19 protein-coding genes are annotated in these 17,801 nt (G+C 70.3%); 14 read left to right on the top strand and 5 right to left on the bottom strand.

Annotated features, from left to right (window positions below):
- The first annotated feature begins 104 nt into the window (after positions 1 to 104).
- Positions 105 to 1,085, top strand: coding sequence for a sigma-70 family RNA polymerase sigma factor (locus EAO73_RS04330; protein ID WP_147970171.1), 981 nt, complete (start codon positions 105 to 107; stop codon positions 1,083 to 1,085).
- On the opposite strand, the gene EAO73_RS04325 is transcribed toward EAO73_RS04330, so the two are convergent.
- Positions 1,086 to 1,301 carry a DUF4287 domain-containing protein gene (locus EAO73_RS04325; protein ID WP_018522248.1) on the bottom strand — a complete coding sequence of 72 codons (216 nt, stop codon included), beginning with the start codon at positions 1,299 to 1,301 and terminating at the stop codon, positions 1,086 to 1,088.
- A 57-nt stretch (positions 1,302 to 1,358) separates the two neighbouring features.
- Positions 1,359 to 2,027 carry a DUF998 domain-containing protein gene (locus tag EAO73_RS04320; RefSeq protein WP_147970170.1) on the bottom strand — a complete coding sequence of 223 codons (669 nt, stop codon included), beginning with the start codon at positions 2,025 to 2,027 and terminating at the stop codon, positions 1,359 to 1,361.
- Between the two features lie 610 nt (positions 2,028 to 2,637).
- Here EAO73_RS04320 and EAO73_RS04315 point away from each other — a divergent pair.
- A complete protein-coding gene (locus tag EAO73_RS04315) occupies positions 2,638 to 2,886 on the top strand; it encodes a type II toxin-antitoxin system CcdA family antitoxin (protein WP_147970169.1) in 249 nt (82 codons plus the stop codon).
- Positions 2,883 to 3,284 carry a PIN domain-containing protein gene (locus EAO73_RS04310; RefSeq protein ID WP_147970168.1) on the top strand — a complete coding sequence of 134 codons (402 nt, stop codon included), beginning with the start codon at positions 2,883 to 2,885 and terminating at the stop codon, positions 3,282 to 3,284. The genes EAO73_RS04315 and EAO73_RS04310 overlap by 4 nt, the downstream gene beginning before the upstream one ends.
- A 475-nt stretch (positions 3,285 to 3,759) precedes the next feature.
- On the opposite strand, the gene EAO73_RS04305 is transcribed toward EAO73_RS04310, so the two are convergent.
- A complete protein-coding gene (locus tag EAO73_RS04305; protein ID WP_147970167.1) occupies positions 3,760 to 5,211 on the bottom strand; it encodes an amidase in 1,452 nt (483 codons plus the stop codon).
- A gap of 114 nt (positions 5,212 to 5,325) precedes the next feature.
- On the opposite strand from EAO73_RS04305, the gene EAO73_RS04300 reads away from it, so the two are divergent.
- The 9 genes from EAO73_RS04300 (at position 5,326) to EAO73_RS04260 (ending at position 12,414) form a co-directional block, all read left to right on the top strand.
- Complete coding sequence (locus EAO73_RS04300; protein WP_147970166.1) at positions 5,326 to 5,949, top strand: TetR/AcrR family transcriptional regulator; 624 nt, start codon at positions 5,326 to 5,328, stop codon at positions 5,947 to 5,949.
- A gap of 303 nt (positions 5,950 to 6,252) precedes the next feature.
- On the top strand, positions 6,253 to 6,468 hold the full coding sequence (locus EAO73_RS04295) for a DUF6243 family protein (protein ID WP_147970165.1): 216 nt from the start codon (positions 6,253 to 6,255) through the stop codon (positions 6,466 to 6,468).
- 98 nt (positions 6,469 to 6,566) lie between these two features.
- On the top strand, positions 6,567 to 7,445 hold the full coding sequence (locus EAO73_RS36340; RefSeq protein WP_224756178.1) for a GNAT family N-acetyltransferase: 879 nt from the start codon (positions 6,567 to 6,569) through the stop codon (positions 7,443 to 7,445).
- Positions 7,442 to 7,942 carry a GNAT family N-acetyltransferase gene (locus EAO73_RS04285; protein ID WP_147970164.1) on the top strand — a complete coding sequence of 167 codons (501 nt, stop codon included), beginning with the start codon at positions 7,442 to 7,444 and terminating at the stop codon, positions 7,940 to 7,942. Before EAO73_RS36340 ends, EAO73_RS04285 begins: the two co-directional genes overlap by 4 nt.
- Positions 7,943 to 8,054: 112 nt before the next feature.
- Positions 8,055 to 8,801, top strand: a complete 747-nt coding sequence (locus EAO73_RS04280; RefSeq protein ID WP_147970163.1) for a GOLPH3/VPS74 family protein — start codon at positions 8,055 to 8,057, stop codon at positions 8,799 to 8,801.
- 241 nt (positions 8,802 to 9,042) lie between these two features.
- Positions 9,043 to 9,822 carry a sporulation protein gene (locus EAO73_RS04275; protein ID WP_147970162.1) on the top strand — a complete coding sequence of 260 codons (780 nt, stop codon included), beginning with the start codon at positions 9,043 to 9,045 and terminating at the stop codon, positions 9,820 to 9,822.
- An 86-nt stretch (positions 9,823 to 9,908) separates the two neighbouring features.
- On the top strand, positions 9,909 to 10,493 hold the full coding sequence (locus EAO73_RS04270) for a TetR/AcrR family transcriptional regulator (protein ID WP_147970161.1): 585 nt from the start codon (positions 9,909 to 9,911) through the stop codon (positions 10,491 to 10,493).
- Between the two features lie 127 nt (positions 10,494 to 10,620).
- Positions 10,621 to 11,379, top strand: a complete 759-nt coding sequence (locus EAO73_RS04265; protein ID WP_147970160.1) for an SDR family NAD(P)-dependent oxidoreductase — start codon at positions 10,621 to 10,623, stop codon at positions 11,377 to 11,379.
- Positions 11,380 to 11,499: 120 nt separating this feature from the next.
- Positions 11,500 to 12,414, top strand: a complete 915-nt coding sequence (locus EAO73_RS04260; RefSeq protein ID WP_147970159.1) for a glycosyltransferase family 2 protein — start codon at positions 11,500 to 11,502, stop codon at positions 12,412 to 12,414.
- Positions 12,415 to 12,480: 66 nt separating this feature from the next.
- Here the strand turns inward: EAO73_RS04260 and EAO73_RS04255 are convergent, their stop codons facing one another.
- Positions 12,481 to 13,407 (bottom strand): glycoside hydrolase family 11 protein, encoded by a 927-nt coding sequence (locus tag EAO73_RS04255; RefSeq protein WP_191134003.1) that lies wholly within the window; start codon positions 13,405 to 13,407, stop codon positions 12,481 to 12,483.
- A 367-nt stretch (positions 13,408 to 13,774) separates the two neighbouring features.
- Positions 13,775 to 14,725 carry an SMP-30/gluconolactonase/LRE family protein gene (locus EAO73_RS04250; protein WP_147970158.1) on the bottom strand — a complete coding sequence of 317 codons (951 nt, stop codon included), beginning with the start codon at positions 14,723 to 14,725 and terminating at the stop codon, positions 13,775 to 13,777.
- Positions 14,726 to 14,892: 167 nt separating this feature from the next.
- Here EAO73_RS04250 and EAO73_RS04245 point away from each other — a divergent pair, with 167 nt between their 5' ends.
- Positions 14,893 to 16,524 carry a hypothetical protein gene (locus tag EAO73_RS04245; RefSeq protein WP_224756177.1) on the top strand — a complete coding sequence of 544 codons (1,632 nt, stop codon included), beginning with the start codon at positions 14,893 to 14,895 and terminating at the stop codon, positions 16,522 to 16,524.
- A 210-nt stretch (positions 16,525 to 16,734) separates the two neighbouring features.
- Positions 16,735 to 17,801, top strand: a 1,067-nt coding sequence (locus EAO73_RS04240) for an ammonium transporter (protein ID WP_147971376.1), incomplete at its 3' end; no start/stop codon positions are given.

Here is a 17,801-nt window from a genome sequence, read left to right as displayed (position 1 = left end):
CTCAGGACCGCCGCGCATGCCCGCAGCTCTATCGTTGTGCCGGCCGGATGGGCACGCCTGGCCACATGTTGAGGTCGCGCGTCATCCGAAGCGGGGGGAGCGACATGGGTGACAAGGCGCGGGCGATAGTGCTGGAGCTTGAGGCGTACCGGGGCGAGTTGGTTCGCTACTGCTATCGCATGCTGGGGTCGTACGCAGAAGCCGAGGATGCCGCTCAGCAGACCCTCGTCCGGGCTTGGCAGAACGCCGGGCAGTTCGAGGGCAGGTCGTCCCTGCGTTCATGGGTGTATCGAATCGCCACCAACGTGTGTCTGGACGCCCTGGCTGCCGGGAGGCGGCGGGCGCTGCCGATGGACCTGTCCGGGCCTTCGGACGGCGCCGCACCTCCAGGCATGCCGGCGGACAGCGCGCTGTGGATCGACCCCCTGCCCGGTGGCGATCCGGCGGCTTCCGCGATGACCGGCGAGTCGGTACGGCTGGCGTTCGTCGCCGCGCTCCAGCACCTGCCGCCCAAGCAGCGGGCCACGTTGCTCCTGCGGGATGTCCTCGGCTTCTCGGCCCGCGAGGTCGCCGACCTGCACGGCTGCACTCTCGCCTCCGCCAACAGTGCTTTGCAGCGAGCCCGCGCCACTCTGGCCGACCGCCGGGACAGGGCCGACGAACTCGGCCTCCCGGCGCCCGGTGGCACGCAGCAGGTCCTGGCCGAGCGGTACGCGACGGCGTTCTCCCGGTACGACATGGAGGAGCTGGGATTGCTGCTCCACGTCGACGCCACTCTGTCCCTTCCTCCGTACGCGAAGTGGATGCACGGAATGGCCGATATCAAGTCGTGGCTGACCGGACCGGCCGTCGGCTGCCGCGGATCGCGACTCGTCCCGACCGTGGCGAACGGCTCCCCCGCGTTCGGCCAGTACCGGCCCCGTATGGACGGAACCGGTTACGAGCCCTGGGCGCTCCAAGTCCTCGAGTTCTCCGGCGATCGCATCGCGAGCATCACGGCATTCCGTGACATCGCGATCCTCTTTCCTCTGTTCGGCCTGCCGGGATACCTGAGCGGTGAAGCATGCCTCGGCGCCCCGACCTGATCACTTGGCGCTGTCCTCGGCGAGTGTGTGGGCGACGAGGGCATTTGCGTGGCCATGGCCGAGTCCGTGTTCGGACTTGAGCCAGCCGACCAGCTCCATGTGCTTGGTGAGCGGTGAGGAACGAATGAGCCCCTTCCACTCGGCGATCGGACGCCCGTACTTCTTCTCGATGGACGGGAAGTAGCTGGCAGGGCCCTTCACGGCGTTGTCGGTCATGGATGCTCCGTTTCGGATTGTGATCACCTTGGTGGAATCGGTGAGAACGGCGTTTGGCTAGTGGTCGCCCGGAGCGTCGGCCAGCCGCGCCATCACCGCGCTCAGCCACAGCAGGCCGAGGCCGGCACCGGCAGTGAACGCAAGAACCGACGCGGCCGAGCCCATGAATCCGGCGAGGACAGCCACGGGTACGAGCCGCGACGCCACAGCCCAACCGTGAAGACCCCGGGCGGCAAGCGGGCGAGCCAGAACGACGAGCGCCGCACACAGAGCGAGGTAGCCGATCATTCCGGCAGCCATGTGGACCGCGCCGTGCCCACTCATCACCGTCGCGTCCGGGGAACCTGCGGGGAAGCCCGCACCGGCGTCGGCCGGGAAGGCGGCCGCCGCCCAGAAGGAGAGGCCGAACACGCCGACCAAGGCCGGTGCCCATCTCCCGGCGGGGCCTCTGTGCAGAGTCCGCCGTAGCCCGGCCGCGCCGGCGACCAGCAGCGCTCCGGTGAACACGAAACTCAGCGTCTGAACCCAGCCGGCCCCGCCCAGAGCGAGTTGGCTGATCGCGTTTCGGGTGAAGTCAAAGCCGTCGCGCGTGAGTCCCTGGGCAAGTCCGGCCGCAAGGAACAGTGGGCCTGCCACCACACCACTGGTCGTGAGCCACCGCGCCGTGGATCGCTGACTGGTGGTTACCGAGTGGATAGGGCCAGATGTGGTGAACGTGCCGGTCATGGCGTGCCTTCCTCGTTGCGACGGCGTCACCCATATGACCGTCGACGAGCGGCAAGATGATCGTCCTCCAGCGTGTGACCTAGCTCACACAGTGGAGCGTTGAGGTCTCTCAAGGGCAAGTCCGCCAGCCCGCGCGAAGATCTTCGATCCCGCAGACGCCTCCAAGGGCGCGGGCACCGCGTGAGCGAGCGCATCGAGACCGTCGTCCTGGACTCGGAAGAGCTCTCCGCCTGGATCGTCTCGCCGCCCACCCCCGTGCCCCATCCGTGCCCAGCAGAGCAGACAACAACAGTCGGGTGCGGTCCCCATAGCTCATAGCCATGCGTCCCGGTCCATGTAAAAGCACAGTTCAGAGCCAATTCAACGGCCCAAGCACCGCTGATTCCCAAGCTCAGAGCGCGAGTTCGCTTCTCGTCACCCGCTCTTTGATCAGGGCCCTGGTCGATGACCGGGTCCTTTCGCTTGCCCTTCAGCGGCGTGGGTCCAAATCCTTGCCCGCAGTGGACGGCCGGAGAGCGGCCGCTCTGTCAACACCCGACGCATGCGGTCGCCACCATCAAGGCAGGGCCTGACTCAAGCCGATCCTCGCATACTCCAGTATGCTTGACTCATGTCCTCAACGACTCGCATCACCGTCACGCTCCCCAGTGATCAGGTGGCGGAGCTCCGCAAGCTCACGGACAACGTCTCCGGCTACGTGGCGGAAGCCGTAGCCCGCCAGATCCGGCACCAACTCCTGGGCGACGACCTCCGCCGCTATGAGGAGGAGCACGGAGCCTTCAGCGACGAAGAGCTCGCCGAGGCTCGCGCGAAGATCGTCGGCTCCGCCGGCACCTCCACGGGCGCGGACGCCGCGTGAGCGAGCGCATCGAGACCGTCGTCCTGGACTCGGAAGGTCTCTCCGCCTGGATTGCGCAGGATCGCAAGCTGCTCGCGATGCTTCAGGTCTTCCACGACATGGGAGCCGACCTGGTGATCGGCGCCAACACCATCGTGGAAGTCAGCCACTCCCGCACCAACATGCCTCGCCTGAACTGGGCCCTGTCCCGCGTCAGGGTGGAGCCCGTGACCGAACAGGCGGCGAAAGCGGCGGCTGAGCTCCTCAAGGGAGCTGGGCTGCACGGGCACAAGTACGCCATCGACGCCACGGTCGCCGAGGTCGCACTCCGCCAGCCGGAACCCGTCGCCCTGTTGACGTCCGACAGCGATGACATGACCAAGCTCTGCGGCAGCCAGGTTCGCATCATCCCTCTCTGACCAGCCGGCCCGCCCGGATCGCGCGGCGCACTGCCGGCTCCCGTGCCCTACCCGTGCCCAGCAGAGGGGACAACAGCGGTTGGATACGGATCCCAGAAACGGGGAGCCGCCGACCTGATCAATTGGAAATCGCAGGTCAGAGCCCCTGCAACAGCCTGGGAGCCGCTGATTCCCAAGCTCAGAGCGCGAGTTCGATTCTCGTCACCCGCTCTTCCCGCAAACCCTCAGGTCAACGGCCTGGGGGTTTCGCCGTTTCCTGGACGCCGTGTGGGCCGCGTGCCCTCTGCGCGACCCAAGGCGACGTACGGTGCCCTCCTCGGGACACTCATGTACGGCACTGCACAACTCGCCGCCTGGGCACGCCGGGTAGCGAATGGCCCTTCCTTCGCCCTTCACGCGTGCCCTCGGCGCCCACCAGCCACCGCAGCCCAGATCAATCCGTCGATGTCCCGCTGCGGCGTGATGGGAGCATTCTTCAGCGGGCTGACTGGTTCCCTGCCCAAACCGTGGGGATTCGGCCTGACCACGGACTTGCCTGTTCGAGTTGTCCGGCGAGGCGGAAGAGCCGGCCTTCGAGGCCATAACCGGCGGCGAACTGCATGCCGACCGGGAGCCCCGTCCCGGCGTCGGCCGTCACGGGTACGGACATGGCGGGTGTGCCTGCCACGTTGAACGGCATGGTGAACGGCGACAGGTCATGGATGCGCTCGATCCAGCCGAGGCCGTCCAGTGCCTCCGCACGCGCCGTGTGCGTGCCGAGAGACACGGGAGGCTCAGGCAGGGTTGGCGTGAGGAGGATGTCGTACGCGTCGAAGTACCGCGCCAGGCTTCGGGCGACTCGGTTCCGCATCGCGAGAGCGGTGTGGAATTGCGCGCCGGCGACCCGATGCCCGTAGTGGTAGCCGGCGAGGGTCGCCGGTTCAAGCGTCGAGGAGTCGATGGGACGGCCGAAGGCGGCGGCCAGCCCGTCGACCAGAGTGGTGAGGTTCACCGTCATGAGTCGGGCGTTGGCCAGGACGAATTCCTCCCAGCCGACGCCGAGGCCGACCTCAACCTCCGCTACCTGATGACCAAGGAATTCAAGCAACCGCACGGTGCGGGAGAGGGCGTCGGTCACCGGTGCGGTGGTGCGGTGGCCGCCCCACGCCTGGGCGAGAACACCGATGCGCAACGAGCCCGGATGACGGGTGACTTCCTCCGCGTACGGCCGTGACGGCTGCGGGGCGAAGTAGGGGTCGCCCGATTCCGGGCCGCGCATCCGGTCGAGCAGTACCGCACTGTCGCGTACGGTGCGGCTGACGCTGCCGTGGACGGCCAGGCCGCTGAAGACCTCGTCGACGTCGGGCCCCATGGACACCCGGCCACGGGTCGGCTTGATCCCGAAGAGGCCGTTGTAGGCGGCGGGGATACGGAGCGATCCGGCGGCATCGGTGCCATGGGCAGCCGGAACCACCCCCGCAGCGACAGCGGCGGCAGCGCCTCCACTGGACCCTCCTGCACTGCGCTCCACATCCCACGGGTTACGGGTCACGCCGTACAACGCAGATTCCGTCGAGATGCCATAAGCCATCTCCGGTGTCGCGGTGCGCCCGAACGTCACAAGGCCCGCGCGCCGGAAGCGCTGCATCAGCGAGGAGTCGGCGCCGACGACGTTACCGGCCGCCAGGCGGCTTCCCAGCTCCATCCGCCTCCCGGCCATGGCCACCGCGATGTCTTTGATCAGAAAGGGGACGCCGGCCAGTGGTGTGCTGCCAGGGGCAGGTTCGTCGTCGGTCTGCCAGGTCTCCACGACGGCGTTGATCTGCGGATCGACCGCCTGCACAGCTTGGCGTGCGGCTGCCTCCAACTCGGCGGGGAGTACCTCACCCGCGGCCACCAGCTCCGCCAGCCCGACCGCGTCGAAACTCACGTACTCAGAAGCTTTCACTGTCACTCCCCACCAAGAAGATACCGTTGAGTGCTGAACGATACTCAACGGTATCGTGTGGGTCCGACTGGTACCGTGGCGAGGGTGTGAACCGCACGATCGACCGGAGTAGTCATGGCATCGACCCTCAGCAGGCCGAGCAGAGTGGCGAAGCTGCCGCCTCGCGAGCGCATTCTCGACGCCGCCGAAGAGCTCTTCCAGCGAGAAGGGATCCGGCTGGTGGGGGTCCAGGCGATCGCCGACAAGGCCGAGACCACCAAAATGGCGATCTACCGGCACTTCGAGACCAAGGACGCGCTGGTCGCGGAGTGGCTGCGGATCGTCGCTGCGGACTATCAGGCGGCCTTCGACCGGGTGGAAGCCGAATATCCCGACCGGCCCGAGGAACAGATTCTCGGCCTGGCCCGATTCATCGCCGAAGGGCTGTCGGCGATCTCATACAGGGGTTGCCCGTTCATCAACTCCCTCGCCGAGCTTCCCGACCGCCTTCATCCGGCACGGCAAGTGATCGAGGACCACAAGGCCCGCCAGAGCCGCAGGCTGATCGGCATGTGCACCGAAGCGCAGATGCGCGACCCCGGACAGGCCGCGGCCGAGATCACCTTCGCACTCGAAGGGGCCCAGGTCAGCACACAGAACGGAAGCATCGATCAGACGGGAGACCGCCTGATGAAAGCTGTCGAGGGGATCGTGGACCGGCACCGCTCCCCCCTCGGTACGCACAGTGCGGCCGACTGACCGTCCGCGCACCACTGCGGGCGACCCCCGCGATGACGGAGTACGCGGCGGCTTCCCGTCGCCTGTTCCTCTGAGCCCTGGGCTCCCGTGCCGCCCGGGAGCCCCGCGTGGTCCACAATCTTTGAAGTGCGCCATTCATGTGCCGGCCACAGGTACGCCGACGGCCCGGCTGTCCGTGAGTGTGCGCCGGGTTCCACGGATCCGGTGCTCCGTACGAAATGTGCAAGCGCGGCCACTGGCGTCGCGGTGCCTGTTCCCCACCGATGAATCCGTGAACCACCTCAGACCCCTTCGGGAGACCTCATGACCGTGAGCAAGAACATCAACAACCCCGTGGGCATGGGCGGCGGCCAGCGCAAGAGGCTGTCGCGCGCCGAACGGCAGAACAACGGCCCGCACCGCAACCTCGACCGCAAGGGCGCCGCCGACCGAAAGGCGGAGCTGGTGCGCAAGATGCGGGAGAGGGCGGGCCTGGCCGAGGGCTCGGAGCAGCCGGGCGACGACGCCGCACAGAGCTGACCCGCCGCCTCCGCGACGCGGCGGCACACGGCGCGGGGCCCGGACCGCAACGCGCGGTCCGGGCGACCGGCGCCGGGCGCTGCCCCTACACTGCCCGCGTGATCAACGACCTGCCCGCCGGGCTGACCGCGCGACACCCCACCGCCGAGGATCACCGGCGCGTGCAGGCCGTGCTGAACACGTGGTGGGGCGGGCTCAAGGGTGAGGCGGGGGCGCTCGAGCGCGCGCTGCTGCTCCCCCGTCTGTACTTCCAGCACTTCACCGGAACCAGCTTCCTGGTCGAGGATCCCGACGGGAATCCCGCCGCGTTCCTCGTCGGCTTCCTGTCACCGTCCGAGCCGGACGTCGCCTACGTGCACTTCGTCGGCGTCGACCCGGCGCTGCACGGACAGGGGATCGGGAGCGCCCTCTACCGCGCCTTCTTCACGCTCGCCCGCGCGCACGGCCGGCGGTACGTGCACTGCATCACCAGCCCGGAGAACACCGCGTCCCAGGCCTTCCACACCCGGCTCGGCTTCACGGCCGCGCCCGCCCTGCCGGACTACGACGGCCCCGGCCTCGACCGCGTGGCCTTCACCCTCGACCTGGCTCCGCGCCCGGCCCGTCCCACGCGTCGGCTGCGCGTACTGGACGCGGCCCTGGCCCTCGAACACCACCCGGAACTGCGGGAACCGCGTGATGACGACTGGCTCGCCGTGGTGCGGGCGCCGGAGGGCCTGACGGTGATCCGGGCCGCGGGCGGCTCGGTTCCTCCGGCCGATCGCTGGATCGCGCTGTACGACGGCGACCCGGACCACGGACTCGACGAGCCGGGGCTGCTCGCCGCCGTTCTCACGCCGCTGGCCCGCGCCGCGATTCCGGTGTTCACCGCTTCGACGTACCACGCCGACCTGGTGCTCGTACCGGAACGGCGCCGCGACGAGGCGCTGGGTGCCCTGCGGTCGGCCGGTTACGGGACCACGGCCGCCGACGCGTGAACGACTCCGTCCTCGTCGTACCGCTGACCGCCGGGCACGCCGATGAGGTGATCGCGATCTACCGGGCCGGCATCGACGAGGGGAACGCCACGTTCGAGACCGCCGCGCCCACCTGGGCGGAGTTCGACGCCGCCAAACTGCCCGAGCACCGCTTCGCCGCCGTCGACGAGGCCGGGCGGGTCCTCGGCTGGGTGGCAGCCGCGCGGGTCTCCCGGCGGCGCGCGTACGCCGGAGTGGTCGAGCACTCCGTCTACGTTCGTCCGGGCGCCCACGGCCGGGGCGTCGCGTCCGTCCTGCTCAAGGCGCTCATCGGCTCCACCGAGGCGGCGGGGATCTGGACCATCCAGTCCGGGATCTTCCCGGAGAACACCGCGAGCCTCGCCGTGCACGAGCGGGCCGGCTTCCGGGTGATCGGCATCCGCGAGCGTGTCGGCCTCCAGCACGGCCGCTGGCGGGACGTGGTGCTGGTCGAGCGGCGCAGTCCGGTTGTCGTCTGACGTCGCGCCCGGCCTCTTTCCGGCGGGGCCGTAGTCGCTCACGATGACGGCCTTCGCGGGCGCGTGCGAGCATGGGCCCTCGTCCGTTGCGCTCAAGGGAGGCCGCGCCGTCGTGTTCGTGCAGCACTACACCCTTCCCGAGGAACTGCTGCTGCTCGCCTACGATCCGGCCGAGGGGCGGCCCTTGTGCCGGCCCCACCTGCTGCGCCTGGGTCTCGCGGGGGCGCTGGCCGCCGAGTTGCTGCTCGCGGGCCGGGCCGCCGTGCGGGACGGCCGGATCACGGGGGCCGGCGGACCGCCGCTCGGTGACACCGCGCTCGACGCGGCGCTGACACGGCTCGCCGGACGGCGCAAGGGGCAGAAGCTGCCGCGTTGGGTGCGCGACACCGCGGGGCTGAAGACGACCGCGGGCAGGAGCGACGAGCTGTGGCGCGACCGGCTCGTCGCACGCGGGGCGCTGCGCGCGGAGCGCACACGGACCCTGGGGGTCATCGCGCAGCGGCGCCACCCCGTGGGCCCCGACGACCGCACCGCACCCGCGCGCGAGCGGGTGACCGCCGTGGCGCAGGGCGCCTCCGTGGACGAGCGCGCCCGGCTGCTGGCCGCGCTCGTCGGCGCGACGGGTCTCGCCGGACAGGTACTGCCCGGGGCCGATCAGTCCGGGGAGCGCGATGAGTTGACGCTCTTTGCCGGCCGGGACCCGGTAGCCCGGGTCGTACGCGACCTGGTGCGCGAGGCCCGGGGCCCGGCCCCGCGCCCCCGTGGCGGAGCCGAGCCGATCGCCGAGGGCACCGGCTGGAACCCCCTGGACTGGGTCTTCGGCGGAAACGGCGACGGTGGGGACGGCGGCGGGGACTGACGCGGCCGGCGAGGACGCGCCGTGGCCTCCCGGCCATGCACAACAGCACGCCTGATCCCTGCGGGAGGCCGCGCAGAGCCTGCTGCCGCACGGACCGACGGGAAGGCCTGTCCGGCCGAACCGACCTCGCGGGCCGCCTCGCTGAAGAGGCGTGGAGCAAAGCTGATGCCGACTCATCAGGGCTGCATACGCGCGTAATTCGTATCTAGTCATGATCAGAACGACCGTTTAGCCTATCGGCATGGTGTTCAAGCGCCTGCGGCGCATAGGTGGGGGCGGCACCGTGCCGCTGGAGGTCGACACCCAGGTGGCGGCCGGATTCGTACGGCCCGGCGAGGTGCTTCAGGGCGAAGTCCTTCTGCGTGCGCTCGACCGGGAGGTCGATCTGGGCGGCGTCGAGCTGGAGTTGTTCGCCAAGGTCACACCGTCCTATGAGGGCGCCGGGACGACGGAGACGATCTGCTGGCCCAGCACGTCCGCCTATTTCAAGCTCGCCAAGGGCGAGGAGCGCCGTGTCCCCTTCGAGCACAGGCTGCCTTGGGACACCCCGGTGACCGAGGTGTCGGGGCAGGCCGTCGGCGCGGTTCTCGGACTCAGCACGAAAGTGCAGATCGAGGATGCCGAGGCGGTGAGCGACAACGATCTCGTCCATGTCGCCGCGCTACCTCTGCACGAGGCGGTCCTCGACGCCTTCGCCGCCGAGGGATACCTGTGCGACGCCTGCGACGTCACGGATGAGCGCATCCCCACGGTGGAGTACGGGCTGTACCTGACGCAGACCTTCCTGCTCGCCGACCGGCTCGGCACGGCCGGCCGGCCGCCGCAGTTGGAGCTGAGCTTCGTCACCAACCGCGTCGGATGCGAGATCTACCTGCGCAGGGCCGCCCCCGCCCAGGACGACTGGGAGGACAAGCCGCCGGCCGCCAGCTGGGTCGCCGCGCACCACGACGTCGGCAGCGTCGACTTCGGGGCCGAGGCGCAGACCTGGATCGACCTGGTCAGCAAGCTCTCCACCGGCTGACGGCCCCTCCGCCCATGGGACCAGACCGGTGATCACTCGAACGAGGTAATTGACCGATCGTTCCAATTTGGCCTACGCTCTTGGATGTGGCCAGGACCAAGGAATTCGATCCGGAGGCCGCACTGCAGGCAGCCCTAGAACTGTTCTGGCAGCGCGGCTACGAAGCGACGTCGATGGCCGACCTCGTCGAGCATCTCGGCATCGGACGGGCCAGCATCTACGCCACCTTCGGGAACAAGCACGAGCTGTTCCTGAAGGCCATGGACCGTTACGCGGAGGGGCGCGATCCGCTCCTTCTCGCGGAGCTGTCCCAGCCGGGGCCGGCTCTGCCCGCCGTCCGGGCCGTGGTGCGCCGCTTCTCGGAAGAGGCCACCTCCCTGGAGGGGCGGCTGCACGGGTGCCTCATCACCAACACCGCTTCCGAGCTGGCACCGCACGACACGGCAGCGGCCCGCCGGGTCGAGATCAGCTGGCAGCATCTCGAAACTCCGCTGCACTCCGCGCTCATACGGGCCCAGGCCCAGGGCGAGTTGCCGGAGGATCGCGATCCCCGCGCACTGGCCCGCCTGCTGCTCGTCCTGCTCCAGGGCGTGCGGGTCGTCGGCAAGGCGTCCAGCGATCCGGCCCGCGTACGGGACGCCACCGAGCAGGCCCTGAGCCTGCTGGACTGACCCACCCCGACAGGACCGAACGACCCGCCGCCTCGGGCCCGAGGTGAGCAACTTCGCACGTCGCCATACTGGAACGTTCGGTCCAGTATAAAGATTCAGCGCTCGTTCCTACAGAGGAGTTGTGGAAGTGAACCGCTTCATCGACAGGACCGCCCTCGTCACAGGTGCCGGCTCCGGTCTGGGCCGCGCCACCGCGCTGGCCTTCGCCGCCGAAGGCGCGTCCGTGGTGGTCGCGGGGCGCACCCGGGCGTCCCTCGACGAGACGGTGCGCCTCATCGAGACGGCCGGAGGCACCGCCGCCGCCGTGGTCGCCGATGTCACCGACTCGGACCAGGTCCGCCATCTCGTCCAGGAGAGCGTGGCCCGCTTCGGCGGTCTCCATGTCGCGGTCAACAACGCCGGAATACTGCGGGGTTCCGGCCCGGTGGCGGACGTGAGCGAGGAGGACTGGGATGCGGTGCTGCGGACCAATGTCACCGGTGTCTGGCTGGCGATGAAGCACGAGATAGCGCATATGAGGGGCAATGGCGGCGGGGTCATCGTCAACATCGCCTCCAACCTCGGCGCCCACCTGCGGATACCGCACGCCGCCGCCTACATCACCTCGAAGGCGGCCGTCTCCGCGCTGACCCGAGCCGCCGCCCTCGATCACATCCACGAGGGCATCCGCGTCAACGCGGTCAGCCCGGGTGCCTCCGACGCGCCCATGTCCCTCCACCCGGGTGAGACCGAGGCCGAGCGGGCGGAGCGGGTGAAGTCGCAGAACCCGCTCGGCAGGCTCGCGAGGGCCGAGGAGGTGGCGGCCGCGGTGCTGTACCTCGCCTCGCCGGCGGCCGGCGCGGTGGTCGGCACGGACCTGGTCGTCGACAGCGGAGCGGCGGCATGAACGGCGACCCGAGCGGCGACCTGAGCGGGGCGGGACCGGCCCGACGTGGGCCGGTCCGGTGAGTACGGCGCCGGACAGGGCCTAGCATCGGGGCCTCGTCGATCAGTGGAGTGAGCCACCATGCCCTTGTCGCCGCGTATCGGGGTCGTCATCGTGACCATGGGGACGCGCCCCCGGGAGCTGGAGGCGCTGCTCGCGTCCGTGGCGAAGCAGGACGTGCCGGCCGCGCGGGTGGTGATCGTGGGCAACGCGACCTCGCTCGACGACGTTTCGACCGATGTGCTGAGCGCGGCGGGCACCTCCGGCGCCACCGTCGTGACCAAGGTGCCGCTCACCGAGAACCTGGGGTGCCCCGGGGGGCGCAACGTGGGGCTGGAGCTGCTGCGCGACGCGGACGAGGTCGATGTCGTCGTCGAGTTGGACGACGACGGGCTGCTCATCGCGACGGACGTGTTCCGTGAGGTGCGGCGGCACTTCGCGCAGGACCCGAGGCTCGGGATCATCGGGTTCCGGGTCGCCGACGAGCACGGGCGGACCGAACGGCGGTGGGTGCCCAGGCTGCGGGCGGGCGATCCGATGCGCGGGGGGCCGGTGACCGCGTTCCTCGGCGGCGGCCACGCCTTCTCGATGCCCATGCTGCGGCAGATCGGCCTGTGGCCCGGGGAGTTCTTCTTCGGCCACGAGGAGTCCGACCTCGCGTGGCGGGCGCTGGACGGCGGGTGGGAGATCCGTTACGTGCCGACGCTCGTGCTCCAGCACCCGAGGACGTCTCCGGCCCGGCACGCGGTCTACTACCGGTTCACCGCGCGGAACCGGGTGTGGCTCGCGCGCAGGAGGCTTCCCGTCCCGCTGATCCCGGTCTACCTCGGGGTGTGGATCGCGCTGGCCATGCTGCGGATGCGTTCGCTGACCGGTCTCAAGGCGTGGTGGGGCGGCTTCGCCGAGGGGGTCAGGACACCGGCCGGAGAGCGTGCGCCGATGCGCTGGCGGACCGTGTGGCGGATGACCCGCCTGGGCCGGCCTCCGATCCTCTGACCCGCATCCGCCCGGGAGCCGCGCGGGTGCCCCGGGCGGCCGCCGCCGCCCGGGGCACCCGCCGGGTCAGGCCGTGCTGCAGGACACCGTCGGCCAGGTCCAGGTTCCGTTGCTCTGGATGGTGACGCCGAAGGTGTTGCCGCTGCCGTTGGGTTTGGCGGTCAGCACCTGGGCGCTGGGATAACTGGCGCTGGTGTTCCAGGTGGAGAGGACCTTCTCCGGGGAGGGCACGTTCATGGTCACGGTCCAGTTGCTGGAGCCGGAGACCGCGACGTTCAGGTTGTAGCGGTCGCTCCACTGCTGGCCCGCGGAGAGGGTCGCGGTGCAGCCGTTGCTGCCGCCGCCGGTGCCGCCCCCGTTGTCGCCGCCGCCGGATGTGCCGCCCAGCGTGATGCTGGAGCTGCCGCTGCTCTGGTAGCCCTCGGTGGCCATGATCATGTAGTTGAAGCTGCCGAGGTTCATCCCGTGCTGGGCCCAGGCGTCGAAGTGGTTGCCGGTGGTGATGGTGCCTCCGGTGCGCTTGGACTGGCGGACGCTCCAGTACTGCTGGAAGGTCTTGTTGCCCTCGATCGAGGGGGCGTTGGTCCGGGTCGTCTCGTAGATGTCGTACGTCCCGCCGTCACTGGTGACGGTGCCCTTGAAGGTGCCGGTGGGCCGGTAGGTGCCCCAGTTGTCGACGATGTAGTACTCGACGAGCGGGTTCTGCGACCAGCCGTAGAGGGCCAGATAGGCGTTGCCCGACGGATTGAAGGAGCCGGAGTAGGTCACGCTGCGGCGTCCGCCGGTGCTCCAGCCCTTGCCGGCGACGAAGTTCCCGGTGTTGCTCCAGGAGGTTCCGTAGCTGCCGCCGGAACCGAGGTTCATCGAGACGGTGCCGGGACTGTCGGTCCAGAACGAGTAGTAGTAGCCGTTGTTGGTGCCCGTCTGGTTGGAGGTGACGGTGGTGTCGGCGGTGGCGGTGCCGGGCAGGGCGATCGCCGCGACGGCCGCCATCACCAGGGCGAAGGCACTGCGGATGAACAGCCTGAGGCCGTCTATCGGTCCGGTGCGGCCTCGCGGGTGGCTCGTGGGATGTGCGGGGGTTGCGTACACGGGGAGCTCCTCCTCGTCCTCATGAGCGGGGCGTCGTCGGCGAGGGCTGCCGACGGCGCTCAGTGTTGGACCGACCCCAAGGGGTGTCAACAGTTTCGGCAAGAGTTGCGAAACTGTCGAATGCCTTACACAGCAAGGCATTTGGACAATCAACCAGCTCAGCGGCGACCTCCTCGTCAGTAGCCCTGCCCGAATTCACGCGAAGGCAGCCAACGCCACGCGATCACGCACCACCCATTGCGAAAGTTTCGGAGCGTCGTGGAGCCCTCTACCGGCCGAGCCAGGGACGGTGGCCCGGCCCCGTCGGGTGGGTGCCCGTGACGCCCATGACCACCGAGTAGAGGCTCGTCTCCGCCGTGATGAAGAGGCGGTTGCGCTTCGCGCCGCCCCAGGAGATGTTCGCCACCGCCTCCGGCACGTTGAGCCGGCCGATGAGCGTGCCGTCGGGGTCGTAGCAGTGGACCCCGTCGTTCATCGCGGCGGCCCACAGCCGGCCGCCGTCGTCGAAACGCAGGTTGTCGAACCGGGCGCCCAGACGGGCACCGGCCTCGGCGAAGACCTCGCCGTCCGAGAGCGTGCCGTCGTCCCGTACGCCGAAGACGCGGATGAGGCCCGCCCGGGTGTCGGAGACGTACAGCCGCTGCTCGTCGGCCGAGAAGACCAGGCCGTTCGGCGCGCCGAAGCCGTCCGCGACGAGCCGCACCTCCCCGGTGCCGGGGTCGATCCGGTAGACGTTGTTGGCGCCGATCTCGCTCTCGGCGCGGTAGCCCTCGTAGTCGCTGGTGATGCCGAAGTCCGGGTCGGAGAACCAGATCGAGCCGTCCGACTTCACCGTCGCGTCGTTCGGGCTGTTCAGCCGCTTGGCGTGCCAGCGGTCCGCCAGGACCGTGACCGTGCCGTCGTGCTCGGTCCGCGTCACCCGCCGGTTGCCCTGCTCGCAGGTGATCAGGCGGCCCTGCCGGTCGAGGGTGTTGCCGTTCGGGTGGCCCGCCGTGCGGCGGAAGACACCGACGGCCTCGGTCTCCTCGTCCCAGCGCAGCATCCGGTCGTTGGGGATGTCGCTCCAGATCACCTGCCGCCAGGCCGGCACGTACACCGGGCCCTCCGCCCAGCGGCACCCGGTGTACAGCACCTCCAGGGCCTCGTCGCCGTTCATGCAACGGCCCGAGCGGAACCGGTCGTCGAGCAGTTCGTACAGCCTGGGGCTCTCGCTGGTCATGTCGTGCCATCCATTCGTCCGTCAACAGCCGGGCGTCAACCGCCGGGTGATCTTCACGTCTTGATCGAAAGATGGCACAGCGACCCTGCGGACACGCCGTGTTGTGTCCCTTGCTCCCGGTCCGCCGGTTCCGTGGAGCCCCCGGGGCCTGTCCTAGGGTGTGGCGGATGGTGGTCGATCTGGGGGTACGGGCGGACGCGGACGTCCCCGAACGGGAGCCGAAGCGGCGGCCGTCGTGGTGGCGGGTCCACCGTGTACCACTGGTCTCCGTCGCCACCGTGCTGCCGCTGTACGCCGTGTGGGCCGCCGTCCTGGCCACCGGCGGCGGTGACCTCGCCGCGCAGCTGGCCTGGGCCGGGTTCACCGCGCGGCACCCGGGATCGGCGTACAACCTCTCCTGGTACGGCGGGACGCACACCGCCGGCTACAGCGTCCTCTCCTCGTACGTGATGGCCCTCGTCGGCGTCCGGACGGTCTCCGTCCTCTCCGGGCTCGCCGCGACCTGGCTGATGGCCCGTCTCCTCGTGCGTACGGGCATGCGCCACCCGCTCGCGCCCGCGCTGCTCGCCGCGTTCGCCCTGTGGTGCAACGTCGCTTCGGGGCGTACGACCTTCGCGCTCGGCGTCGCCATCGGGCTCGTCGCCTGCCGGTACGCCGGCCGGGCCGTCGTGGCCGTAGTGGCGGGGGCTCTGGCCACCATGGCAAGCCCGGTGGCCGGGCTGTTCCTGGTCGTGGCGGGCGCGGCGTACCTCCTCGACCGGCGATGGCGCACCGGGGCCGTGCTGGCGGTGCCGTTCTTCGCGGTCGTCGGGGCCACCACGCTGCTGTTCCCGATCCGCGGCGAACAGCCCATCCACGCCTCACAGGTCTGGATGCCGGTCCTCGTCTGCGTGGTCCTCGCGCTCGCGGCGCCCCGGGCGCGGGAGTGGCGGGTCACGCGTCACGGGGCCGTCGTGTACGCCGTCGGCGTGCTGCTCACGTTCCTTGTACCGTCCCCCATCGGCACGAACGTCGAACGGCTCCTCGGACTCCTCGCCGTACCGGTGCTGTGCGCCGCCGTCCTCGACACGGGCCGGGCCAGGGCGTGGGTGCGTACGGGGGTGCTGGCCGCCGCCCTCGTGCTCTGCGGGCTGTGGCTCGTCGACAGGACCCTGGACGACCTGCGCGTCACCACCACCGTGCCGGCCTGGGCCTCGCGCACCGGGGGCGTCGTCACCGCGCTCGACCGGCTGGGCGCCGACCGGGTCCGCGTGGAGGTCGTCCCGGCGCGCAACCACCGGGAGGCCGCCCTCCTCGCCCCGCACGTGAACATGGCCCGGGGCTGGAACCGCCAGCTCGACGTCGAGCGCGGCCGGCTGTTCTACGAGGGCGGGCTCACCCCGGACCGCTACCGCGCCTGGCTCGACCGCTGGGCCGTGGGCCTCGTCGTCCTGCACCACGGCCGGCCCGACGTGCCCGCCGAGGCCGAAGCGGCGCTGGTCAGGGGCGGGCTGCCCTGGCTGGAGAAGGTGTGGGAGGACGGCGGCTGGACGGTCTACCGGGTCCGGGACGCCACCCCGCTCGCACCCCCGCCCGCCACGGTCACCGGGGGCAGCGACGCGGACCTGACCCTGCGCATGGAGCGCGCGGGCTCGGTGACCGTACGCCTCGCCCACTCCCCCTGGCTCCGCGTGCACGGGCCCGCCGGGGCCTGTCTGCGGCAGGACGGCGCGTGGACGCGGCTGACCGTGCGGAAGGCGGGGACGTACCGGCTGGACTCGGCGTACGGGCTCGCCCGCTTCACGGGCGGCGGCTGCTGAGGACGGGCAGCCCCGCACCTCAGGAGGGCCCCGCGCCGAGAGAGGGCCCCGCGCCGAGGGAGGGCCCCGCGCCCCTCGCCGCCCCGTGAGATCTCGGCAACACCCGGGCAATGAAATACGGCGGAAACACACGGGGTCTCTCGCCGAAACGCGAGCCGGTCACGCTCGCAGTCGCTCCCACCGCTCCCCGCCCCGAGGAGGGACTTCCCCGTGACCCCTGTGACCGTGGCCGCGGCCGGCCTGGACACCGGCGACACCGCCTGGCTGCTCGCCGCCACCGCTCTCGTCCTGCTGATGACCCCCGGGCTGGCGCTGTTCTACGGCGGCATGGTCCGCACGAAGAGCGTCCTCAACATGCTGATGATGAGCTTCGTGTCGATCGCGCTGGTCACCGTGGTCTGGCTGGTCGCGGGCTATTCGCTGGTCTTCGGCGACGACGCGTTCGGCGGACTCCTGGGGAACCTGGAGCACCTGGGCCTCGCGGACATCGGCCCGGACGCCCTGACCGGTGGGGTGCCCACCCTGCTGTTCACCACATTCCAGCTGACCTTCGCGATCATCACGGCGGCGCTGATCAGCGGCGCGGTGGCGGACCGTACGAAGTTCGCGGCCTGGCTCGTCTTCGTACCGGTGTGGACGCTGCTCGTATACGCGCCCGTCGCGCACTGGGTCTGGGGGCCCGGCGGCTGGATCAAGGACTCGCTGGGGGCGCTGGACTTCGCGGGCGGGCTCGTCGTGGAGATCGCCTCCGGCTCCTCCGGTCTGGCGCTGGCACTGGTGGTGGGGCCGCGCATCGGGTTCCGGAAGGACGCGATGCGCCCGCACAACCTGCCGATGGTGATGCTGGGCGCGGGCCTCCTCTGGTTCGGCTGGCTCGGCTTCAACGGCGGTTCCGCGCTCGCCGCGAACGGCCTGGCGGCGGCCTCGATGCTCAACACGCTCGTCGCCGGCTGCACCGGACTGCTGGGCTGGCTCTTCGTCGAGCAGCGGCGCGACGGCCACCCCACCACCTTCGGTGCGGCCTCGGGCGCGGTCGCCGGACTGGTCGCGATCACGCCGGCCTGCGGCACGGTCGGCATCCTGGGCGGCGCCGCGGTCGGGCTGGCGGCGGGCGTCGTCTGCTCGTACGCCGTCGCGTGGAAGTTCCGCTTCGGCTACGACGACTCGCTGGACGTCGTCGGGGTGCACTTCGCCGGCGGCATCGTCGGCACCCTGCTCATCGGCCTGTTCGCGACCGCCTCGATGACCGGCGGCGCGGAGGGGCTGTTCTACGGGGG

Origin of the sequence: Streptomyces sp. col6 (genome assembly GCF_008042035.1) — a bacterium.
Lineage (GTDB): Bacteria > Actinomycetota > Actinomycetes > Streptomycetales > Streptomycetaceae > Streptomyces.
Note: the sequence above shows the minus strand (reverse complement) of the source record. Positions and strands in the feature narration are given on the sequence as shown.

Excerpts from the sequence above, each read along its gene's own strand:
- EAO73_RS04330 (WP_147970171.1), top strand. The coding sequence starts at position 105 with ATGGGTGACAAGGCGCGGGCGATAGTGCTGGAGCTTGAGGCGTACCGG.
- EAO73_RS04325 (WP_018522248.1), bottom strand. The coding sequence starts at position 1,301 with ATGACCGACAACGCCGTGAAGGGCCCTGCCAGCTACTTCCCGTCCATC.
- EAO73_RS04320 (WP_147970170.1), bottom strand. The coding sequence starts at position 2,027 with ATGACCGGCACGTTCACCACATCTGGCCCTATCCACTCGGTAACCACC.
- EAO73_RS04315 (WP_147970169.1), top strand. The coding sequence starts at position 2,638 with ATGTCCTCAACGACTCGCATCACCGTCACGCTCCCCAGTGATCAGGTG.
- EAO73_RS04300 (WP_147970166.1), top strand. The coding sequence starts at position 5,326 with ATGGCATCGACCCTCAGCAGGCCGAGCAGAGTGGCGAAGCTGCCGCCT.
- EAO73_RS04295 (WP_147970165.1), top strand. The coding sequence starts at position 6,253 with ATGACCGTGAGCAAGAACATCAACAACCCCGTGGGCATGGGCGGCGGC.
- EAO73_RS04275 (WP_147970162.1), top strand. The coding sequence starts at position 9,043 with ATGGTGTTCAAGCGCCTGCGGCGCATAGGTGGGGGCGGCACCGTGCCG.
- EAO73_RS04260 (WP_147970159.1), top strand. The coding sequence starts at position 11,500 with ATGCCCTTGTCGCCGCGTATCGGGGTCGTCATCGTGACCATGGGGACG.
- EAO73_RS04255 (WP_191134003.1), bottom strand. The coding sequence starts at position 13,407 with ATGGCGGCCGTCGCGGCGATCGCCCTGCCCGGCACCGCCACCGCCGAC.
- EAO73_RS04250 (WP_147970158.1), bottom strand. The coding sequence starts at position 14,725 with ATGACCAGCGAGAGCCCCAGGCTGTACGAACTGCTCGACGACCGGTTC.
- EAO73_RS04245 (WP_224756177.1), top strand. The coding sequence starts at position 14,893 with ATGGTGGTCGATCTGGGGGTACGGGCGGACGCGGACGTCCCCGAACGG.